General features: G+C 70.1%; 18 protein-coding genes. 1 reads left to right on the top strand and 17 read right to left on the bottom strand.

The features are described from left to right. Window positions 1-13 precede the first annotated feature (13 nt). The 14 genes from ACFWSK_RS08075 to ACFWSK_RS08010 form a co-directional block, all read right to left on the bottom strand. Window positions 14-784 carry a phytanoyl-CoA dioxygenase family protein gene (locus ACFWSK_RS08075; protein WP_383783036.1) on the bottom strand — a complete coding sequence of 257 codons (771 nt, stop codon included), beginning with the start codon at window positions 782-784 and terminating at the stop codon, window positions 14-16. A 78-nt stretch (window positions 785-862) separates the two neighbouring features. Next, window positions 863-1,642 (bottom strand): class I SAM-dependent methyltransferase, encoded by a 780-nt coding sequence (locus ACFWSK_RS08070; protein ID WP_267081114.1) that lies wholly within the window; start codon window positions 1,640-1,642, stop codon window positions 863-865. Continuing rightward, a complete protein-coding gene (locus ACFWSK_RS08065) occupies window positions 1,639-2,313 on the bottom strand; it encodes an HAD family hydrolase (RefSeq protein WP_383783035.1) in 675 nt (224 codons plus the stop codon). The genes ACFWSK_RS08070 and ACFWSK_RS08065 overlap by 4 nt, the downstream gene beginning before the upstream one ends. A 20-nt stretch (window positions 2,314-2,333) precedes the next feature. Further along, window positions 2,334-2,759 (bottom strand): hypothetical protein, encoded by a 426-nt coding sequence (locus ACFWSK_RS08060; protein ID WP_383783034.1) that lies wholly within the window; start codon window positions 2,757-2,759, stop codon window positions 2,334-2,336. Window positions 2,760-2,782: 23 nt separating this feature from the next. Beyond that, window positions 2,783-3,832 carry an enolase C-terminal domain-like protein gene (locus ACFWSK_RS08055; protein ID WP_383783033.1) on the bottom strand — a complete coding sequence of 350 codons (1,050 nt, stop codon included), beginning with the start codon at window positions 3,830-3,832 and terminating at the stop codon, window positions 2,783-2,785. Then, complete coding sequence (locus ACFWSK_RS08050; protein ID WP_267081118.1) at window positions 3,819-4,937, bottom strand: hypothetical protein; 1,119 nt, start codon at window positions 4,935-4,937, stop codon at window positions 3,819-3,821. Before ACFWSK_RS08050 ends, ACFWSK_RS08055 begins: the two co-directional genes overlap by 14 nt. A gap of 106 nt (window positions 4,938-5,043) precedes the next feature. After that, complete coding sequence (locus ACFWSK_RS08045) at window positions 5,044-6,216, bottom strand: NUDIX domain-containing protein (RefSeq protein ID WP_383783032.1); 1,173 nt, start codon at window positions 6,214-6,216, stop codon at window positions 5,044-5,046. A 29-nt stretch (window positions 6,217-6,245) separates the two neighbouring features. Further along, on the bottom strand, window positions 6,246-7,148 hold the full coding sequence (locus tag ACFWSK_RS08040; protein ID WP_383783031.1) for an NUDIX domain-containing protein: 903 nt from the start codon (window positions 7,146-7,148) through the stop codon (window positions 6,246-6,248). 126 nt (window positions 7,149-7,274) lie between these two features. Continuing rightward, window positions 7,275-8,465, bottom strand: a complete 1,191-nt coding sequence (locus ACFWSK_RS08035; RefSeq protein ID WP_383783030.1) for a M15 family metallopeptidase — start codon at window positions 8,463-8,465, stop codon at window positions 7,275-7,277. Between the two features lie 71 nt (window positions 8,466-8,536). Then, window positions 8,537-10,018, bottom strand: coding sequence for an NUDIX domain-containing protein (locus ACFWSK_RS08030; protein ID WP_383783029.1), 1,482 nt, complete (start codon window positions 10,016-10,018; stop codon window positions 8,537-8,539). A gap of 57 nt (window positions 10,019-10,075) precedes the next feature. Next, entirely contained in the window at window positions 10,076-11,131 is a 1,056-nt protein-coding gene (locus ACFWSK_RS08025) for an NUDIX domain-containing protein (protein ID WP_383783028.1), read from the bottom strand. 108 nt (window positions 11,132-11,239) lie between these two features. Next, the gene (locus tag ACFWSK_RS08020; protein ID WP_383783027.1) at window positions 11,240-13,228 is read right to left on the bottom strand and encodes an ABC transporter ATP-binding protein; all 1,989 of its coding nucleotides are present in this window, start codon (window positions 13,226-13,228) and stop codon (window positions 11,240-11,242) included. Then, entirely contained in the window at window positions 13,225-13,650 is a 426-nt protein-coding gene (locus tag ACFWSK_RS08015) for an NUDIX domain-containing protein (RefSeq protein ID WP_383783026.1), read from the bottom strand. The genes ACFWSK_RS08020 and ACFWSK_RS08015 overlap by 4 nt, the downstream gene beginning before the upstream one ends. Window positions 13,651-13,863: 213 nt before the next feature. Beyond that, on the bottom strand, window positions 13,864-15,072 hold the full coding sequence (locus ACFWSK_RS08010) for a hypothetical protein (RefSeq protein WP_383783025.1): 1,209 nt from the start codon (window positions 15,070-15,072) through the stop codon (window positions 13,864-13,866). Window positions 15,073-15,238: 166 nt separating this feature from the next. Between ACFWSK_RS08010 and ACFWSK_RS08005 the strand changes: the two genes are divergently transcribed. Continuing rightward, the gene (locus ACFWSK_RS08005) at window positions 15,239-15,745 is read left to right on the top strand and encodes an NUDIX domain-containing protein (protein WP_383783024.1); all 507 of its coding nucleotides are present in this window, start codon (window positions 15,239-15,241) and stop codon (window positions 15,743-15,745) included. A gap of 20 nt (window positions 15,746-15,765) precedes the next feature. Here ACFWSK_RS08005 and ACFWSK_RS08000 read toward each other — a convergent pair whose 3' ends face one another. Genes ACFWSK_RS08000 through ACFWSK_RS07990 form a run of 3 tightly spaced genes read right to left on the bottom strand, consistent with a single transcriptional unit; the run spans window position 15,766 to window position 18,143 of the window. After that, window positions 15,766-16,311: an NUDIX hydrolase gene (locus ACFWSK_RS08000; protein ID WP_383783023.1), complete on the bottom strand. Its 546-nt coding sequence runs from the start codon at window positions 16,309-16,311 to the stop codon at window positions 15,766-15,768. Further along, window positions 16,308-17,153: a class I SAM-dependent methyltransferase gene (locus ACFWSK_RS07995; protein WP_383783022.1), complete on the bottom strand. Its 846-nt coding sequence runs from the start codon at window positions 17,151-17,153 to the stop codon at window positions 16,308-16,310. The genes ACFWSK_RS08000 and ACFWSK_RS07995 overlap by 4 nt, the downstream gene beginning before the upstream one ends. Window positions 17,154-17,213: 60 nt before the next feature. Further along, the gene (locus ACFWSK_RS07990; RefSeq protein ID WP_383783021.1) at window positions 17,214-18,143 is read right to left on the bottom strand and encodes a DUF2797 domain-containing protein; all 930 of its coding nucleotides are present in this window, start codon (window positions 18,141-18,143) and stop codon (window positions 17,214-17,216) included. Window positions 18,144-18,147: the final 4 nt, after the last annotated feature.

Here is an 18,147-nt window from a genome sequence, read left to right as displayed (position 1 = left end):
GTGCTCGGCCCTTTCACGCGGTGCCGGGGCGGGTGAGGGCGGCGAGCGCCGGGTACTCCAGCCACGGGTCCGACAGGGCACGTAGGGCGAGGTCGGTGTGTTGGGCGTGGTGGACGCGGAAGTACGCCATCACCCTCGGGGTGCTGCTGGTGTTGATACCGACCTGGTGCGGGACGAGGTGGTGCATCACGACCACGTCGCCTGGTTCGGCGGTGAAGGCGGTGCCGTTCTGGGCGTCGATGTCGTCGGGGGTCTGTGCCGGCTGCCCCAGGGCCCAGTCCGTGGCGAAAAACCGGGCCATCTGGTGGTGCCCGCCGGGCACGTAGTGCAGAGCGCCGGCGTCTGCAGTGGCGCTGCCGTCCAGGACGACGCCGACGATAAAGGTGAACGTGCGCAGGTCGCGGGGTTCCAGGTGGGGGCAGGAGACGCCGTCGACGTGCATCCGCTTCACGGGCTGCTGCGCGCCGTGGGGCAGCCGGATCTGTATCTGCGCCCGGGTGACCGGGGCGGTCCTCGCAGGCCGCAGGAGGTCTCCGGCCAGCTCCGCCAGGCCGCTGTGTTGGTAGACGGTGAGGAGGTCGGGGTGCTCCTCCAGCTCGGGGGCGAAGCTGCGTTCGGTGTAGGCGGTGAGCCGCGCGGGGTCGTACGCCTCGGCTAACCAGTCGCTGACTAGGTCTCGGGCCCGGGACAGGACTTCGCCGTGGACCAAGCCACGGCGTATGAGGACGCCGTCGTCGAGGAACCGGCGCCGCTCGTCGTCGCTCCACGTCAGAGGTTGGGGCATGGTGGATCTCCTTCCGGAGGGACGGGACAGGGAGCCGGGGCGGGGAGGGGGCCACCCTGGCGAAGAGGGAGGAGCGGGTTAGCCGCGCCGACCGAGGACGACCTGGAAGGAGGCGTGTTCGATCAGTCGGCCTGCGGCGGTGTGTTCGTCGAGCAGAGCTCGGGCACGGCGCTCGAAGTCCTCGACTCGCTCGCCGAACAGCGGCCGGGCGGCGAAGGAAGTCGAGTACAGGTAGCCGATCACGCTGTCGGTGGTCCACTCTCGCTCGACCGCGATGGTGTGTTCCTCGACCTGGCCGAAGGCGGACTCGGCGAGGATCTCGCTGTATGGCCGGTCGTGCGCCTCGTACTTCTTGCCCACTCCGGCTCGCCGCTTCTCGCCCAGGTACTCCTGGATCAGGGCCCGCAGGGCGTCGGTCCACTCGGTGCGTGCGGTCCACAGGCTGCCGTCGCCCATGACCGCGACGGTCGCGTCCGGCGCGGTCATGCCCTCCAGACGCGACAGCACCACCTCCTGGTCCATCCAATGGAACGCGCGACAGACCGTGACGAGATCGGCCCGGGTGGAGGAGCGCGGAGTGAACTGCTCGGCCGAGGCGTTGTGCAGGCGGACGGTGACCGGCAGCCCGGCGAGCGCCTTGTCTGCCTCTGCGAGCATGCCCGCGTCCTGCTCGACGACGTCGATCTCCGTCACCGTCCCGGCCAGGGCGAGGGGGACCTGTCCGGTGCCGGACCCGAGGTCGAGCAGGACCCGGTGCTCCTTGCCGGCCACCCGCCGCGCGAGCAGCTCGACGGCCTCCTTCGGGATGCCAGGCCGGTAAGCGGCGTAGAACGGGGCGGTGGTGTCGAACTGGCTCACGGGGTGGTGCTCCTGATCGTGTGGGGTGACGGAAGGACGGTTTGCTCGATGTGCCCGACCGCGCGGGCGAGGTCCGGTACGACCGTGACCCGCCCGGGGTGCTCGGCCAGCAGCCGGAGGGCTTCGGCCGACGCCGGGCGCGGGATGATCCACAGAGCTTGGGCTCCGGCGGCGAGAGCGCCGCGCACGTCGTAGTCGAGGCTGTCGCCGACGTGCAGCACCTCTGCGGGATCACGGTCGTGCAGCGAGGCAACAGTCTGCACAGCGCGTGGGTCCGGCTTGGCGAACCCGAGCTGCCACGAGGGGTGGTGGGCCCGGAGATAGGGGGCGAGAAGGGCGGCGACGTCGGTCTCCCGCTCGTCCCAGTGGCTCACGTTCGACAGGGTGACCACCGGCACGACTCGGGCGATCCGTGCCACCGCCACCACCGCGCCAGGCCACAGAGCGAAGTGAGGCGGGCGGTGGTCGTGGGGGAAGGCAGACGGCGCGAGACCCAGAGCGGCGCACACCGTCTGCGGCCCCGCCGCATCACGGCGCGGGTCCAGGGCGTGCAGGATCCGCTGGGCGACCCGCTTCGCCTCACGGGTCGGGAGCGGGGACAGCTCCACCAGGCGCTGCGTCAGCGTTGTCCCTGACGGCTCGCCCAGGGTGTACCCGACATCGAGGCTCACCAGCCGCACCCCACCCGCGTTCACGACAGACCCGCCAGAGCCGCGATGATCAGGCCGATCCGCTCGGTGCGCACTGGCCCGGAACCAGCTTCGCTAAGGAAGGTCAGCAAGTGCCGGGCTTCGGCCGGCGACCAGCTGCTGGTGTCGACACCGGCCTCGGCAGCAGCCTGGGCGAGGTCGTCGGGGATCGTCGGCGGGCGGGCGCCGTGCGGAATCAGCAAGGTACCTCCCCACTCCTCCCCGTCCTGCGACTGGGGCAGGACGGAGACGAGGGGTGCCAGAACGGTGACGTCGTCGAACGTGAGGATCCGGACAGGGAGGTCGGGCAGGCGCACCGGCTGGTCGAGGCGGAGAGTTGTCGACAGGAAAGTGTCGTGTCCGCTCAGCCGCTCGTCCACGACGAGCAGGACGGCTCCTTCGCGCCGCTCCAGTCGTCCGCGGACCACTAACTCACCTGTGTGTCGAGGCATTACCAGCGCACCTCCACCCCGAGACCGGGCCGGTCGGGAAGGGCCACATGCCCGCCCTCCGGCCGGAGCGTGCCGCGCAGCGTCCGCTGCCGGCGCGGCTCCCACACCACCTGGTACTCCACCGCGCCCGCCGCGTGAGGGAAGGCTGCGGCCAGGTGCACGGCGGGAAGGAACGCCCGCCCGTGTAGATGGACCGGCACCCCGGCATCGTGAGCGACACCCAGCCAGTCCCGCGCTTCGGTGATGCCGCCGCACCACACCGCGTCGAACGTGAGCGCCTCCGGTCGGCATCGCCTCAGCAGGACTGCGACCTCCTCCAGGCAGGACAGCCGCTCGCCCACCGCGACCGGTAGACCTTTCGTCTGGCTGCGCAGAAGTGTGTAGGCGGCCAGATCGGTCCGCGGGAGCGGGTCCTCTACCCAGCGCACGGCCTCCAGTGTGAGCCGCCGTGCAACTTCCCTGGACCGTGTGTGGCCCCACGTGCCCAGGGCGTCCACCGCCACGCTCTGCCCCGCCCACTCCGCGGCCCGTTCGGCCAGCAGCGCCAGTTCGTCGGCTTCGGCCTCGCGCAGCGCCCATTTGGTGAAGGCGAACCCCTGGCCAGCGGTGGCCCTGACCGACTCGACGGCTGAAGCCGCGTTCAGGTCCAGGGAGAGCCAGGAGGCGTACACCGGCACCTGCCGTGCGGGACGGTCGCTGAGCAGGGCCGCGACCGGGAGGCCGGCGAGGTGCCCGTGCAGGTCCCATACCGCGCAATCCAGCGCCCCGACCGCCCAGCGTCCGAGCCCCGCCGCGTGCGGACCGAGTTCGGCCAGGAGTCTGCGCAGCAGACCGTCGTGGTCGACCACCGGGTGGTGCAGAGCGCTCTGCCCGAGCCGGGTGGCTACCAAGGCGGCGGGCAGCTCGTCGACCGGAGCGAACACTCCGGCCACCCCGCCGGACTCGACCACCACCGCGAACTGGCTGTCGCCGGCCTCCCACGGGCCCGCCACGTTCTCGTCGAGGCGCTCGACCCTCACCCGGTCGATGGCCGGGTCAGCGAGGCCCATCGACGAGGTCCTCTCCCGCGTAGGTGAAGTACCACAGCGGTCGGTAGCACTCCCAGCCCACCGGCTGCAGCCCAGTCTTCGCCATGGCCCGCTCGATCACCGTACGTGCCTGCAGGTAGTACTCCAGGCTCTCCGCGCCCGGCGTCCGCATCCCCTGCATGATCACTGTGTGTGCCTGGAAGACCTGGACGTTCGGGAACGCCGTGACCTCGCCCGCCAGCTCGTTCACCCCTCGCGTGAGGTCCTCCATCGGGTCCAGGCCGACGATGTATGTGTACGAGGTGTCCAGCCCTGCCTTCCGCGCCCGCGTCAGCAGGCGCGGCATCTGCTCGGGGCCAAGGTCGGCTTTAGTCGCTTTCATCAGGGCGATGCGCCGGGTGAAGTGCTCGGTCGTCAGCCTGAGCACGAACGGCGAGACCTGCGATGCGATGGTCTCGAACGCCTCGTCGGTGCGCAGCACGGAGGTGAGGAAGCCGATCCGAGCCGTGACACCGGCCCGCTGCAGAGCGGGGCGTAAGGCGGTCAAGTGCGCGACGGCGGCCCCCTCGCGCTCGAAGCAACCGGTGGAGACGGTGACCTCCTCCAACTCGGCCAGGTTGCGGCGGGGGTGCTGCTCGCCGAGGGCCCGCAGCAGAGCGTCGAGCCCCTGGTCCTCCTGCATCCTCGGGTCGGCGGCGGCCTCCAGGGTGTTCGGGCACCAGCCGCACCCGACGCACCGGCTGCGGGCGTTGGGATTGAGGGTCGCGGCACGCCCCTCGTTTCGGAAGTATCCTCCGACCGCCTCGTCGGCATCGATGCGCTCGACGTGTGCGACCACCTCGCCGTTCAGCGACAGCTCGTCACCCCGGAGCCGGAACGGGCTGGCCGGCTGGTTCAGCGGAACGATGATCTGCCAGGCAACGTCGGGGCGGCGCACGAGGCGGAGGTTGACCCTGGCCCGGTGACGGTCCTGGGCCGAAGTGATCCCGTACAGGTTGACGGCGATCAGCAGCACGTCCTCGACGGGGACTTTGTGGCGCAGGGCGGTCTGCTCCAGATCATGCAATCGGCCGGTGCCGACGGCGCCGTCCGGGGATATGGGCCGGCGCATGGAGAGATGTGGCATGGAGGACTCCAACTTGATCTTGAGTGGTGTGTGTTGCTACAGGAGCGCGGCACCTACCTCGTGTCGCGGCAGATCATCGGTGTCGGCCGTTGTGCTAGTGCACCGACTACTCGGCTGGGGCGAAGGTGGTGAAGTGCGCCGGCGGGTGGTCGATGGGCAGGCTGGGCCGCCAGGAGGTGAGGATCTGGGCGCTGCAGACGAACAGGCCGTCGGGGAGCTGGTCGAGCGGATACCACGCCCAGTCGCCGACGCTCTCCTCCGGCTGCGTGGCCGGTTGTCCTTGCCAGGCGTGGACGAGCGCGCCGACGGTGATCCGCAGGACACCTTCGACGTGGTCGACAAGCGTGCCCAGGAGTCTCACGTCGCCGCGCCGAGCGACCAGACCGGATTCCTCGGCGAGCTCGCGGATGACCGCGTCTTCGAAGGTTTCCCCGGCCTCTACGCTGCCGCCGGGCAGTTCGAGTGTTCCGCGGTTGTGCCGGCCCAGCAGGATGCCCCGTGCGCTGAGCAGGATCGCGCCGACGCCGACGGCCGCGTGGGCGGCCGGCGCTCGGGTGCTGCGGGGTCGGCTGGAGACTCGCGCGGGCCGGTTGGGAAGGCGCCGGGCGCGGATGAGCTGCTGGATGACCGAGGCGCTCTCGTCGGGGTGCGGGAACAGCTCGATGGCCTCGACTCGGAAGCCGTATTCGGTGAGCAGGTCCTCCCACAGCTGCGGTGCCAGGACCCACATCTGCGTCGGCAGGGGCGGGTCGTCGCGCAGCAGGATCATCTGCTCGCGCGGTGCCACTTCCGTGGACGGACCGCGGCCGTGCAGGTCGGTGTGGAGGAGCGAGAGGATCAGAGGTGCGCCGGGGTGCAGGCCGTCGCGCAGTGCCGGCAGCGAGCTGTGCGGATCAATGAAGGAGAGCGTCCCGATCGCGTACGCGGCATCGAACGGCTCGACTCCGGCCAGGTACTCGGTCACGTCCGCCTGGACGAACTCCACGCCCCCTACGTCCGCGTGGGCGGAGACTGCGCGTTCGTGCTGGGTCGGGGACAGCTCGATGCCGGTGACGCGGGCTCCGTGAGCCTGGGCGAGATGGACGGCGTGGTGTCCAGCCCCGGAGCCGATGTCCAGGACACGGCGGCCAGCGACATCGCCGAGGACCTCCGCTCCCGGTCCGATCCCTTCCCAGGGCGTCCAGCCGAGCCGGTCGGGGATGGGCGGTGTGTAGGCGCGGGCCATTTGGCGCTGGCCGTAGATCTGCCAGGCCCGGGTGTTGGTGTCCTCGGCGGGCACGGTTGCCTCCTGATAGGGATGGTGAAGGTTCAGGTGTGCGTGATCAGGAAGGTGGGGCCGTAACCGCGCCTTGCTCGCTCGATGGCGTCGAGACGGGCGAAAGCGAGCGGTGCCATCAGCTCCTGCCAGGTCGCGAGGTCGTGGACGGCCCACATGTCGTGCTCGGCGGGGTCGAGGCTGATCCGGCCGAGCTGCTCGGCGGTCAGCCGACCTCCGTCGAAGATGAGCCCGATCTTGTTCAACGGCAGGCGTGAACCGGCGTGCATGAAGTGCGTGAGAAGCAGCTTCGGCGCGTCCAGACCGAGTTCAAGGCCCGTCTCCTCGACCGCCTCGCGCTGAGCGGTCTGCAGCGGGTCCTCGTCCGGGGCGTCCAAGTTGCCGCCGGGGAACTGCCAGAGTCTCGAGCCGTAGACCGAGCGGAGCTGGATGGGCCGGTCGTGCGCGTCGCGGATGTACAGGCAGCCGTACACCGTGTGGTGGGGGACGGTCTGCGCGTACTGCTCGGCTGTCATCGGCATGGGGCGGCCGGGCCGGGCGGGGCGGTGGTCGAAGGCAAGGGCGAGCACGCCGAGGGCTTCCTCGTCCGGTGGGTAGATGCCGCGGAGGTTGGCGAGCAGCTCTCCGGGCGGCCCGTCCGGGTCGATGCGCGCGGTGTCCTCCGAGCGGAGCAGGTCCTCGAAGGAGGAGTACGGGGTGATCCGCTGCACGATGACGTCGAGTTCCCGCCCGGTGTCCCGGTCGTGGAAGACGACCGTGTCGCCGACCCCGATGTCGCGCTTGTTCGGAGCGGCCACTCTCACTTCGGTCGTCTTACGACCGGCTTCCACGTGGCGGTAGTACCGCCCGAGCAGGTGCATGTGGTGCTCGGGCGGTACGTCGCCGGCCGACGGGCTCGGGACGGCCCGGATCGTCTGCTGGGTGTCGTCGGACATACGTACCTCCGTTCGGTGCTGTCCGTCCGTCGCGGTCGTGCGGACCGGTCGTGGAACGGTGGCCGCGCACTCCTGTGTCTGCGGATCGGAGTGGGTGGCGGGGAAGTGGACGAGTCCGCCGGGGTGCTAGGGCAGTTCGATCGGTCCGTAGCGCGCGTGCGGCTCCTGGCGCATCAGCGCGTCGTACCGGTCCGCTGCCGAGAAGTGCCAGAACTCGGTTCCATAGTTCGTAAAGCCCGCGCTCTCCATGGCGTTGAGCAGCAGGGTGCGGTGGTGGCGCGCCTGGTCGCTGAGGTTCAAGGCGTGCGTGAAGCAGGCTCCGCTGCTCTCCTCGGGGGAGGCGTTGACGCGGGTGCCGAGGTCGAGTTCGTGGCCGTCCTGGTCGACGAGGGTCACGTCCACGGCCGCGCCTGCGGAGTGCGGCGCGATCTCCGGCGGAGACACGTACCGGCTGGCGGCCTGGTGCAGCTGCTCAGGTGCCCAGTCGGGATGGGCGGCGGCCAGCTCGTCGCGGTACTCGGTGAAGTAGCGCTGTTGGAGCGCCAGTGGCCGGTAGCCCTCGATGAACAGCAGGTCGGTGCCGGCGGGCAGGAGCGAACGGGCATGCTTCAGCCGGGCGAGGACGCCTTCACGGACGTGGGCGAATGCGCCCAGCGGGTCTTGCTTGCGAGGGTCGACGCGGAAGTCGTGGTCGCGCACGTCGACGAGCGGCTCTCCGCACTCGCGCACCGGGATCGCCGCGACCTGCGGATCGGACATCAGCACCAGAGGGTTCATAGAGTCTCCCTGTGAAGGCTTGCACTGCGGTGGCGGGGCGGCGGCAGGGATCAGATCGGTGTCGCGCACGATCCGGGCGACGGTTTCCTGCAGCGTGCTGTCGACCGGGATCACGGCTTCCAGCCCGCCGGGCAGCAGATCCAGCTCCCGGTACCACGAGGTGAGGTGGCTGTCGGTGACTTGCTCCAGGTACGCGGCGTCCGCCTTCGACGCATGCCGTACCAACGTCGACTCCAGCGGCACGTCCAGGTAGTAGCAGGCTGAGACGCCGCGGTGGTCCCGTACCAGCGACGTGATCATGTGGCCGTAGCGGTCGGCGTACAGGATCCCTTCGAGCGCGACGTGGAAACCGGCGTCCAGGGCCTGGCGGGCGATCCTGCCGAGCAGGGCAATGTTGGCGCCGCCCGTGGTGTCGTGCTCGCGCAGCACGTTCCGGCGGATCACGTCCTGGCCCACGATCGCGACACCGCGGCCGTAGTGATCTCGCAGCCCCTGGGCCACGCTCGACTTGCCCGACGCCGAGTTCCCGCGAAGCACCACGAGTCGGGTGTCCGGGCGCCCGGCCGCTGTAGCAGCGGGCATGCGACTGGGTGCGCTGGTCGGGGTGCCAGTCATGCGGGCCAGCCCGTCTCGCTGTAAAGCTCACCGCTCTGGATCTTCGCGATAGCCAGTCGGGTATAGGGGACGAGGTCATCGGGAAGGGCAGTCGGGTCCCAGAATCTCCACTGCAGGCACTTGTCCGGCTCGCGCAGCTTCGGTTCCCCGCGCCAGGTACGGGCGCGGAAGAACAGGCCCATGCGGGGTGGGTTCCTGGGCTTGCCGATGTGATGGACGACGTGGACGAGTTCGACATCCTGGCGCTCGATCTGCAGGCCGGCCTCCTCCTGGGCCTCCCTGATCAGGCAGGCGATAGCGTTCTCCTGCTCGCAGTGGCCGGCCAAGACGTGCCAGGTGGACGGCGCGAACGCGGAGTTGGGGTGGCGCAGTCCGAGCAGCACCGTCCCGTTGGGCCGCTCCAGATAGAGGTGGACACCGATGATGTTGGGGACCGTGCCGTGTGGCGAAGCCAGACGCTCCTCCTCCTCCTCGGGTTCGGGCCCGCTCTGCGTCGCTGGATTGCGGGCGGCGTGGCGCCGAACGAGGTCGCTGGTGGTGTCCGCGATGCGCAGGCGGTGGAGGTCCGAGGGGGCGAACCAGGCGAGCATTACCCCTTCGGTCAGATGGAGTTCGCGCGGATCACCGTTCCAGCGGCCCGCGTAGATGGCGATGGGCACGGTCGCGCCGGCGTCGTCGGCGGCGTACTCGGTGCCGAACGGGGTCAGGTCGGTGAGGTCGAGGCCGGCTTCCTCGGCAAGTTCGCGCCGGACGGTGTGTTCCAGGGTGGCGTCCTGGGGCTCTCGGCCGCCGCCCAGAAGGGACCACATGCCCGGCTCCCAGATCTGGCCGGGGAAGTAGTCGCGCAAGTGGAGCAGGTACTCGCCGCGGTCGTTGTGGATCAGGGCCGAGGCGTTGGCCGTCTCCGGTTCGACCTGGAGCGGGAGCTTGAGCAGCTTCTCGCGCAGGGTCGGTGAGGTCACCCGGTCCATGGGGCGCCACTCGATGCCGCCGACTTCGTCCTCCTGAAGCACGACCGGCACCTCGGTCGAGGTGTGCAGCCGGAAGAGGAGGCGGAGGTCGAAGTGCTGGTGGCCGGGTTCGCCCTTGCCCGGGTGGGCGTCGATGTCGTGGATGTCGATGTCCAGCGGCACGGTCTCGTAGCCGGGCCACGCGGTGACGGCTCGGGGCGGGATCCCGGTCTCCTCGTGCAGCTCCCGCAGTGCCACCGCTGCCAGGGAATCGTCGGTCGGCTCGGTGTGTCCGCCGGGTGCTAGTACCTTCCCGCTGGCCAGGTGCAGCACGTGCAGGACGCGGCCGAGCTGATCGACGACGATCGCGCTGCAGGTGACGTGTCCGGTGAAGGTCGAGCGGCTGGCGATGTCCTCGCCGGTCCGGTCGAGGGCGTCCAGGAGGACGCCGAGCTGCTCGCGCTCGTGGGGGTGGCGTACGAGGTAGGCATCGACGGTGGTGCGGATGTGGTGGTGCGACAACGGCATGGGGGCTACCTCAGAGGGGCGTGGAGCGGGAGGAGGTGAGACGGGGTTGGGTTCGGGTCAGCTCAGTCGCATCCCCTCCGCAGGGATCTCCTCGATAGGGGCGAGGGCTGCGGCGGATAGGCCCCACCGCTCTCGTGCCGTGTCAACGGCGAGTTGGGCTTGCCGTGCTCCGGGCGGGCCCCAGCCCAGCAGGGCGGCTGCCTGGGCGGGGGTGGCGAGCAGGCGGGCGAAGGGGTGGCCGGTGGCGGGGTCGACGGCCGCCGGCCCGATGGCGGTGACCCGGGCGGCTAGGCGGAGCCGGGCGTTAGGCCCCACTCCGCCGTAGATCTCGCCGGTCTCATCCAGCACCCAGCCCAGTCGGACCGGGTCGGTCAGGGTGAGCTGGGCTTCCTCGGCGGCTTCGCGGTGCAGGGTGTCCTCGGGCGTCGCGTCGGTGCTCTCCACGGTGCCGCCGGGCAGCATCGGCAGCGCGCCCCGCGGGCCGGGGTCGGCCACAAGTACGACCCTGCCGTCGGGAACGAAGCACCAAGCCCAGGCTTGCTGCACGGGTAGCCGCTCGGGCACGGGACCGCGGTTGAGGGGGCTGTCCCACAGGGGGCGGTAGCGGACGTGGACGTCATGGTGGTCCAGCGCCGGGACGTCGAGAATGTGCTGGCCGTCGGCGAGGTGCGCGGTGGCGGTGTTCCCCAGCCGGGCACGGTAGGCGGCGAGCATGATCTGCCCGTCGACGGAGCGCAGCCGCTGTACCGCGTCTCGGGTCTCGAAGAAGGCGAACTCAGACAGTTCCTCGCGCGGCAGGCAGATCGCCTCGACCTGGTCGGCCGTGAGGGTTCCCCCGTCGAAGACGTACCGGATCTCTCCGGGGCAGGGCATGCCGGGCCGGAGGTCGGCGTGGTGTGACGAGAGGGAGTGGACGGCGAGCACGCCCGTCAGGGGCAGGCTCGACAGGCCCAGTTCCTCGGTGATCTCGCGCCTGCAGGTGTCCAAGGGATGCTCGCCGGGTTCGACGACGCCTCCGGGCAGCAGCCACCTGTCGTCCTCGAGGTAGGTGGGGTGGACCAACAGAACGCGGCCGACCTGGTCGGTGATGATCGCGGCGGCGCCGAGCCACACAGCGTGACGGGTTGCGGCGTACTGCGCTGCTGACAGGACGGACTGCGAGGCAACTCGTGCTGACGAAGGGAGAGAGGAGGGCATGGCTCTGCCTTTCGGTGGGGCGGGTCATGCCTTGTCTACGACGCGGGGCGAAGCAGGCTTCGGGACGTTCGGGGTCGGGGCGTACTGGGCGGCCTGGGTGTCGAACATGGCGGCATACCGGCCACGTGCGGCGATGAGGTCGTCGTGCGTGCCGTGTTCGGCGAGGCGCCCTTGGTTGAGGACGTAGATGTGGTCGGCGTGGCGGACGCCGGACATGCGGTGGGTGACCAGGACGACGGCCCGGTGCGGGGCGGCGAGGCGCCGGATGCGGTCGAAGGCAGCGATCTCGGCTTCGGGGTCGAGGGCGGAGGTCGGCTCGTCGACGATGAGGACGCTGTCCTCCTGCGATGTTGAGCTGCGCCAGTGGGTGCGGGCTAGGCCCACCTTCTGCCATTCGCCGCCGGAGAGTTCGATGGCTCCGCGGAACATGCGGCCGAGCATGCTTTCCAGGCCGTTGGGGAGTTTGGCGGTGATGGATCCGGCGCCGGCGTAGTCGACGGACGTCTGCAGGTCATGCTTCGAGGCGTCGTGGTCGGGGCGGCCGATGCGGATGTTCATCGCGGCGGTTACGGGCCAGCGCTGGAAGTCCTGTGTGAGAAGCGAGACGCGGTCGAAGACCTGGGAGCGCTTCAGCCCGGAGACGTCGGACTCGCCCCACCTCACCGACCCGGCGTGAGGGAGAAGCAGACCGGACAGGATCTTCATCAAGGTGCTTTTGCCGGAGCCGTTCTCGCCTACCACGGCGACGACCGACCCCATGGGGAAGGTGAGCGTCACGTCGTCCAGGGCCGGTGCGTCGCGGTCGGGGTACCGGTAGGTGACGTGTTCAAGGGAGACCTGTTTGACCTGGGAGGGGACGGGACTGCCGGTCTGGGGGATGGCGCGTTGGGTAGCTTCGACCAGGAACTGTCCGTGGTCCCGGACGTAGAGGGACTCTTCGTGCAGCTGGTTGATGTTCATCACCAGGGCACCCAGGCTCGCTGACCCGGTCCGTACCGCGATCACGGCAGTGCCGGCGACGGCGAGGCTCATGTGCCCGGCCATGATCAGCCAGATCATCGTTCCGTAGGTGGCGGCCATCGCAAGCCCGGACAGTGCGGAGGCGACCCATTCGGTGACGGCCTTGCTGGAGGCCAGACGTTCCTGCTCCGCCTCTGCGCTGTCGGCCATGCGCCGGTACCGGTCGAGGAGGAAGGGACCGACGGCGTGGATGCGCACTTCTTGTGCGGCGGTGCGTTCGGTGAGGAGGTTGCCGATGAGGCGGCTGGCCCGCAGGTGTTCGATCCAGCTCATCATCGACACGTAGCGTTCCTGTGCCACCCGCATGGCGCCCCACCCGCGGGGTGCGGCGATGACCAGCAGCATGGGCAGCAGTGCCGGATGCAGGATGGTGAGCACACCGGCCGTGGCGATCAGCGAGATACTGCTGTTCAGCGCGGAGACACAGGCGCCGATCATGCGGCGCGCGGAGGCGGGCCCGTACTGGGCGATGTCGATCAGACGACGGAAGTCCGGGTCGTCGATGGCTTCGAGTTCGACGGCGGTGGCCGCGGCCAGGTACTGGGTGGTGGCGATTCGCTCGACCTTTGGCTCCAGGCGGCCGGCCCGAGAGGTCGACCAGCCGGCCAGGGCGGAGTTCACGACGGCGACGCCTGCGGCTGCGACCAGTCCCGGCAGCAAGGCGTGCAGCCGCTCGACAGCGTCTCCGCCCCCTAACAGCGCGTGCATGACCGCGTTGATGGCAAGCAGGCCGATCGCGGCGGCGATGCCCTGGCCGAGTTCGCTGATTGCCACTGCCACGAGCGCGCGGCGATCCGCGCTCCAGGCCATCCGCAGGGCGGCGCCGACGAGTCTGGGCATCTGGCGCAGCGCGGAGCGCATGGTCAAGTCCAGGCCCGCGTGCTCATGTTGGGACCAGCCCATGTCGTAGCGCAACGGCCCGCCGAAGAGTTCGCGTTCTGCCTCGGATACCTGGGGCTCCGCCATGCGGACCTTGCCGAAGAATCGCTTCACTCGCTGCCTCCCTGCGTCGGCCAGTTCAGAGCCCGGCAGGACGGGCCGTGAGTGGTCATGTGGAAGATGGAGGTGGTGTACGGGTGGCAGTCCGGCGGAGGCTTCTCCATTGCCCCCCAGAACAAGCCCTCGTGCTTGTCCGGCTCGGCGTTGTGTGGCTCGCCCGCCCGCGACTGGGCGGCGAAGACGACGGCGATCCGGTCCAGGCCGTCCGCGGAATCATGGTGGTGAATGAGGCCGTAGAACTCCTGTTGCCCGACGCTGATGCAGACCCCCGTCTCTTTCTCCGCCTCGCGCCGCGCGGCGTGGTTGTGCGGTTCGCCGACGGCGCGGTCGGAGTCAAGGTGAAGGCCGACGCCCGAGGAGGCAGCGGTGTTTTCGAACTCAGGATGAACGAGCGCAGGGCGGCGTACGGGATGCATGTGGGCTCCTCGGGGTGGATGCGGACAGGTGATCGGGTAACGGCGGGTCTGCTGTCGCCGTAACGGGTGGACGCGGGCGAAATCTGGAACGCATTTTCGAATAGCGAGCCCTCTCCTTCTGTGGTCGGGTGGGGCGGTTTGTGATGCTGTGTTCGATCACTCGTGTGGGTTGCGGTACCTCCTGCGGGGGATTGCCGGGGGCCGCCTGGTCGGTCATGGTGTGGCGAGATCCGGGCGGAGGGCGATGGCGTCGCGAAGGAAGCTGCGTTTCGAGTAGAAGGTGTGCTCGGCTGCCCAGCCGTGGCTGGCGAGGTACTCGCAGAGCCAGATGTCGATCCGCTTCATCTCGATGAGGACCTCGTCTTGGTCGTGGTCGAGGATGCTGCGCGAGCGGAGATACTCCAGCTCGCACTGGGAGAGCACCACCTCGGGGGCCGCCAGGAGGGCGCAGCGGTCGAGGAAGATGCCGTAGACGTGTCCGGTGCGCAGCGACTCGCACTGGATGTCGTAGCGGACGCGCTGGAAGGGCGGCATGGCCCGGACCTGGAGGCCCAGGTCTTCGCGCAGGAACGCCTCGAAGCGGTCGGAGGTGATGCCGAGGCCGGGGGTGAGTTCCTCGCGGCGGGCGAAGGCGTCCTCGGCGAACCACTTCCGCTTGAGCACGTGCCCGGCGGTGACGGTGGGGATGAAGGAGGCGTAGCCGATCTCGGGCTCGGGGCCGGTGACGTCGAATAGATGGTTCTCGGTGTGGTGGATCTGGAACTCTTCCCGGTACTCCGGACGGCAGCCCTCCAGCTTGCCGTCGCGCAGTGCCTTGAGTAGTTCCATGGACGCGGCCCAGATGTCCGGTGCCGGGTCGAGGGTGTACTTGAACTCCAGCTCGGTGCCGGAGAAGTGCTTGCGGAAGTAACGCAGGTGGTTGTTAAGCGCCGTGCCCGACTCGGCGTGTGCCGTCAGCATGGGCTCAAGCCAGCGCAGTTCCTCGACCGGGCCGTGGCCGACTGGTTCTCGGGTGGTGCGGACGAAGCAGGCGTCCTCGGGGTGGAAGCGGATTTGCGCGTACGCGTGGTAGCCGCCGCCGGGGTGTTCGGCCAGGTAGCACAGCGGCACCAGGCCGGGGGCGGCCTCGGTGCCGACCAGGCCGCGCAGGGCATTGCCGGCGATGGCGTCGGGGAACAGTTTGCCGCCGTCGATCCTGGCCGCCCCTAGCCGGGTGCCGCCGGGGTGCAGCGCTTCGGCTGGGCAGAGCCCCAGCTCGTTCCAGCGGACGATCACGGTGGTTGCTGGTCGGCATACCTCTTGCGGTGGCACCCGTACGAGCACGATCGGCTCGTCTGGGCGCCGTGGTGCGCTCCGGTTGAGGAGGTGGACGCCGCCGAGGACGACCCAGGCTCCCCAGGCCGAGGGTTGCTCATCGTGCACGCTGGTCTCCTTCGTGTGAAGCGGGCGCCACGGGTGATCGCCCTGCAGCCCGAAGGGGCCGCCGGGTCGGCCGGACATCCCCGGATGGCTGCCTGCTCGTCGCTGCGACGTTCGGCCGGTTCGTCGGCCTAGGGTGGGGCGGGTGAATCATGGTGAAGTCGGTCAGATGATCTTGGACGAGGCTGTTGCGGATGCCCGCCTCGCCGCATCGGAGTTCGACGGTGCACGGGCCTGGCTGGAGGAAGCCCGCCGGCACCCGATGGAGCCGCTGGCGGCCGAGGTGTGGGTCACCGACCCTGCTTTCGAGCACGTCCTGCTGGTCAAGCACCGCGTGCGCGGATGGGTGCCGCCCGGCGGCAAGGTGGAGCCGGGCGAGGCGCCGCGTGCGGCGGCGGCACGAGAGCTGCTGGAAGAGACCGGCCTGCACAGCGAGCTGCTGCCCGAGCCCGCAGCCGTGGCGGTGCGTTCCTACCGGGCCGACTGGTCTCCGACGCTGGGCCTGTCCTATGCCGCGGTCGCCGAACGCGACGCACCGCTCGCCGGGGAGCAGAACCAGCCGGCGGCATGGTTCCGTCTGGACGCCGACTGGGACAGCGTCTTCCCCGCGGACCGTGAGCGGATCCGTGCGCACGCTCGCCGCCTTGCGGCAGGCCGGGCGGTCGGCTCCCGCTGAGGTAGGCCCTTGGTCGCCGTTCATAGGACGGCCTCGATCCGATCGAGGTCAGCCGCGGGCAGGGTGACAAGCTCAAGGCCGTGCAAGAAACGGCACCACACCGGCTCCAGACCGGGTTCGCGCTCGAACTCCTCACGGTCCAGGCACCCATTGGCGTACGCGGCAGTCCGCAGCGCGTGCTGCTGCAGCTGGTCGGGGTGGATCCACCGGGGGGCGCGGACCTCCCGGGCCGAGGGGCGCAGCGACCCGGAAACCTCGGCCTGGAAGATCCACCAGTGGTGGCCGACCGGACCGCTGGGCGTGCGGCGGCAGTGGTTGGGCCGCCACTGGTCCAGGAGCAGGTGCAGGTGGGTGACGGTGAGACCGACCTCTTCGAGGACCTCGTTGCGGGCTGTCTGCTCGGGGTCACCATGCTGGTCGACGTGGCCGGCGACCGGGGCGATTCCGGCTGGAGGGGTCGCCCGCTCGAACACCAGGAGGCCGCTCGGGGAGGAGATCAGTACCCCGACGCTTGCGTGGTCACAGAGGCGGATCCTGCCGCTGGGAGCCGGGGCGGCCGGGGTCATGCGGTGGCCTCCGGCCGTTGGGCAACGACGACGAGCCAGCTCGTCACGGCCGGGGCGTCGGGGGTGGTCATGGCGTAGGCGGTGTCGAGGATCTGCATCCGCTGGACGTGGGTGAAGTCGCCCTCGGGCCGCGCGAAGACGGGGATGGACAGCCACGCCTTCTTCTCGGCCATGGTGCTGTGCTGGGCGGTGACCTCTGTTTCGACGACCGTCAGTCCCGCCGCGGTCAGCTGCTCGGTGGCTGTCTCCAGCGGCAGCTTCGGCGGCCTGTCGGCGTCGCGAGGCGGTGGGGTGTATCCGTGGGCCTCAGCGGCGACTTGGCGGATGAGGGCGTTGAGGGAAGGCCCGGTGCGGGCGGACAGTTCGTCGGGGTGCCGGACGCTGGCGAAGCCGCCGCCGATGTTGAATACGAAGTGCCCGCCCGGGCGCAGGATGTGCGCGACGGCCGCGAACACTGCGGCGGTATCGGTCTTCCAGATCGCGGAGTTGCACACCACGGCATCGGCGCTGCCAGCGTGGAGGTGGTCGGCGAGCCGTTCGGCCGGGGAGGTGATCCAGGTCAGGCGGGCGTCGGTCAGGGTGCGGCGGCCGGCACGCTGCATCGCGGCGGCGTTGTCGACGGAGACGACCCGGGCGCGGGCGGGAATCAGGTCGAGGATCGCGCGGGCGGTCGCGCCGGCGCCGCCGCACAGGTCGACCACCAGGCTGGCGTTGGCCAGATGGCATCGGCGTGCGAGGTCGCGGCTGGTCGCGTCGTACATGGGGTGGGCGCGGGTGAAGGTGTTGTACGCCTCGGCGTTGGTGTCCTTGTCCCAGCCGAGGATGGCGTCCTGGGGTGCCATGTTGCTGTGGCCTCGCTTCTCGGGGCGGCCCGGCAGTGCAGGCCGTGCGTTCGGACAGGGTCAAAAGAGCGCGGACTGTATGGCGGCGGGCGGTGAGGAGAACTGTGCGCCGAGGACGATGCGCCGGCCCTTGAGGGTGCCGAGGTCGAGCAGGTAGGGCAGTTGTTGACCGTCGCCGTCGAGGGTGGCGAGGACCTGGGAGCCGAGGCAGGAGAGCACCGTCAGCCCGTGCTCACCGGAGCGTGGGTCGTGCGGGTACAAGGCGCGCCCGGTCTCCGGCGTCCGCAGCAGGTCGCCTTCGCCGGGCGGCGTCCACGGCTCCGGTGTGGCCGGGACGTTCAGGCCGCTCAGGGCCTCGGTGGCGCGGTCGAGGTGCTGCTGGTGGGCGGCGCGGGCCGGGGCGAGGTCGCGCAGCTCGGCCAGGGCCGTCAGCTTGGCCGCGGCTCGCACGGTCTGCGTCAGGCCGAGGCGGCGGGTGAGGGCATCCTCCAGAAACCGCACGGCGCGGCCGTCAGGACTCCGGACGAGGTAGGTAGCGATCAGGGCACCCTGTTCGTCGAGGCGGGAGCGCTTACGGGGTTCGGCCGCGGTGCCGATCTTGGTGGTGCCGTCGGCGAACGTCGCCAGGTACAGCCAGTGCGGCTGGGCCATGTACGCCGCCAGGGCGTCGGGAACGTGCCCGCCGGAGTGGAACCGGTGGGCGAAGCGGAAGTCGTCCCGCCCGGCGCAGGCCGCGCACTGGCCGCCGGCCTCGGCCGGGGCCCGGTCAGGGCAGGCGACCGCCTCGACGCGGACGCGGTCGGCGAACCGGTACCGGCCGGTGCACCACCGGCCGCTACCGCTCACTTGGTAACCCAGGCGCCTGCCCATGACCGGGGCGTAGACAAGTGGCCCGCCGGTCACGGGGGCGAGCAAAAGGCGGGGGTCTCCGCTCGCCCAGATGATGCCGTGGCAGACGTTTGTCCCGCTGGTGGGCAGGGCCTGGTCCATGGTG

This window comes from Streptomyces sp. NPDC058620 (genome assembly GCF_042717135.1).
Classification (GTDB): Bacteria; Actinomycetota; Actinomycetes; order Streptomycetales; family Streptomycetaceae; genus Streptomyces.
The sequence above is the reverse complement of the archived record's forward strand: the minus strand, read 5'-3'. Positions and strand labels throughout refer to the sequence as shown.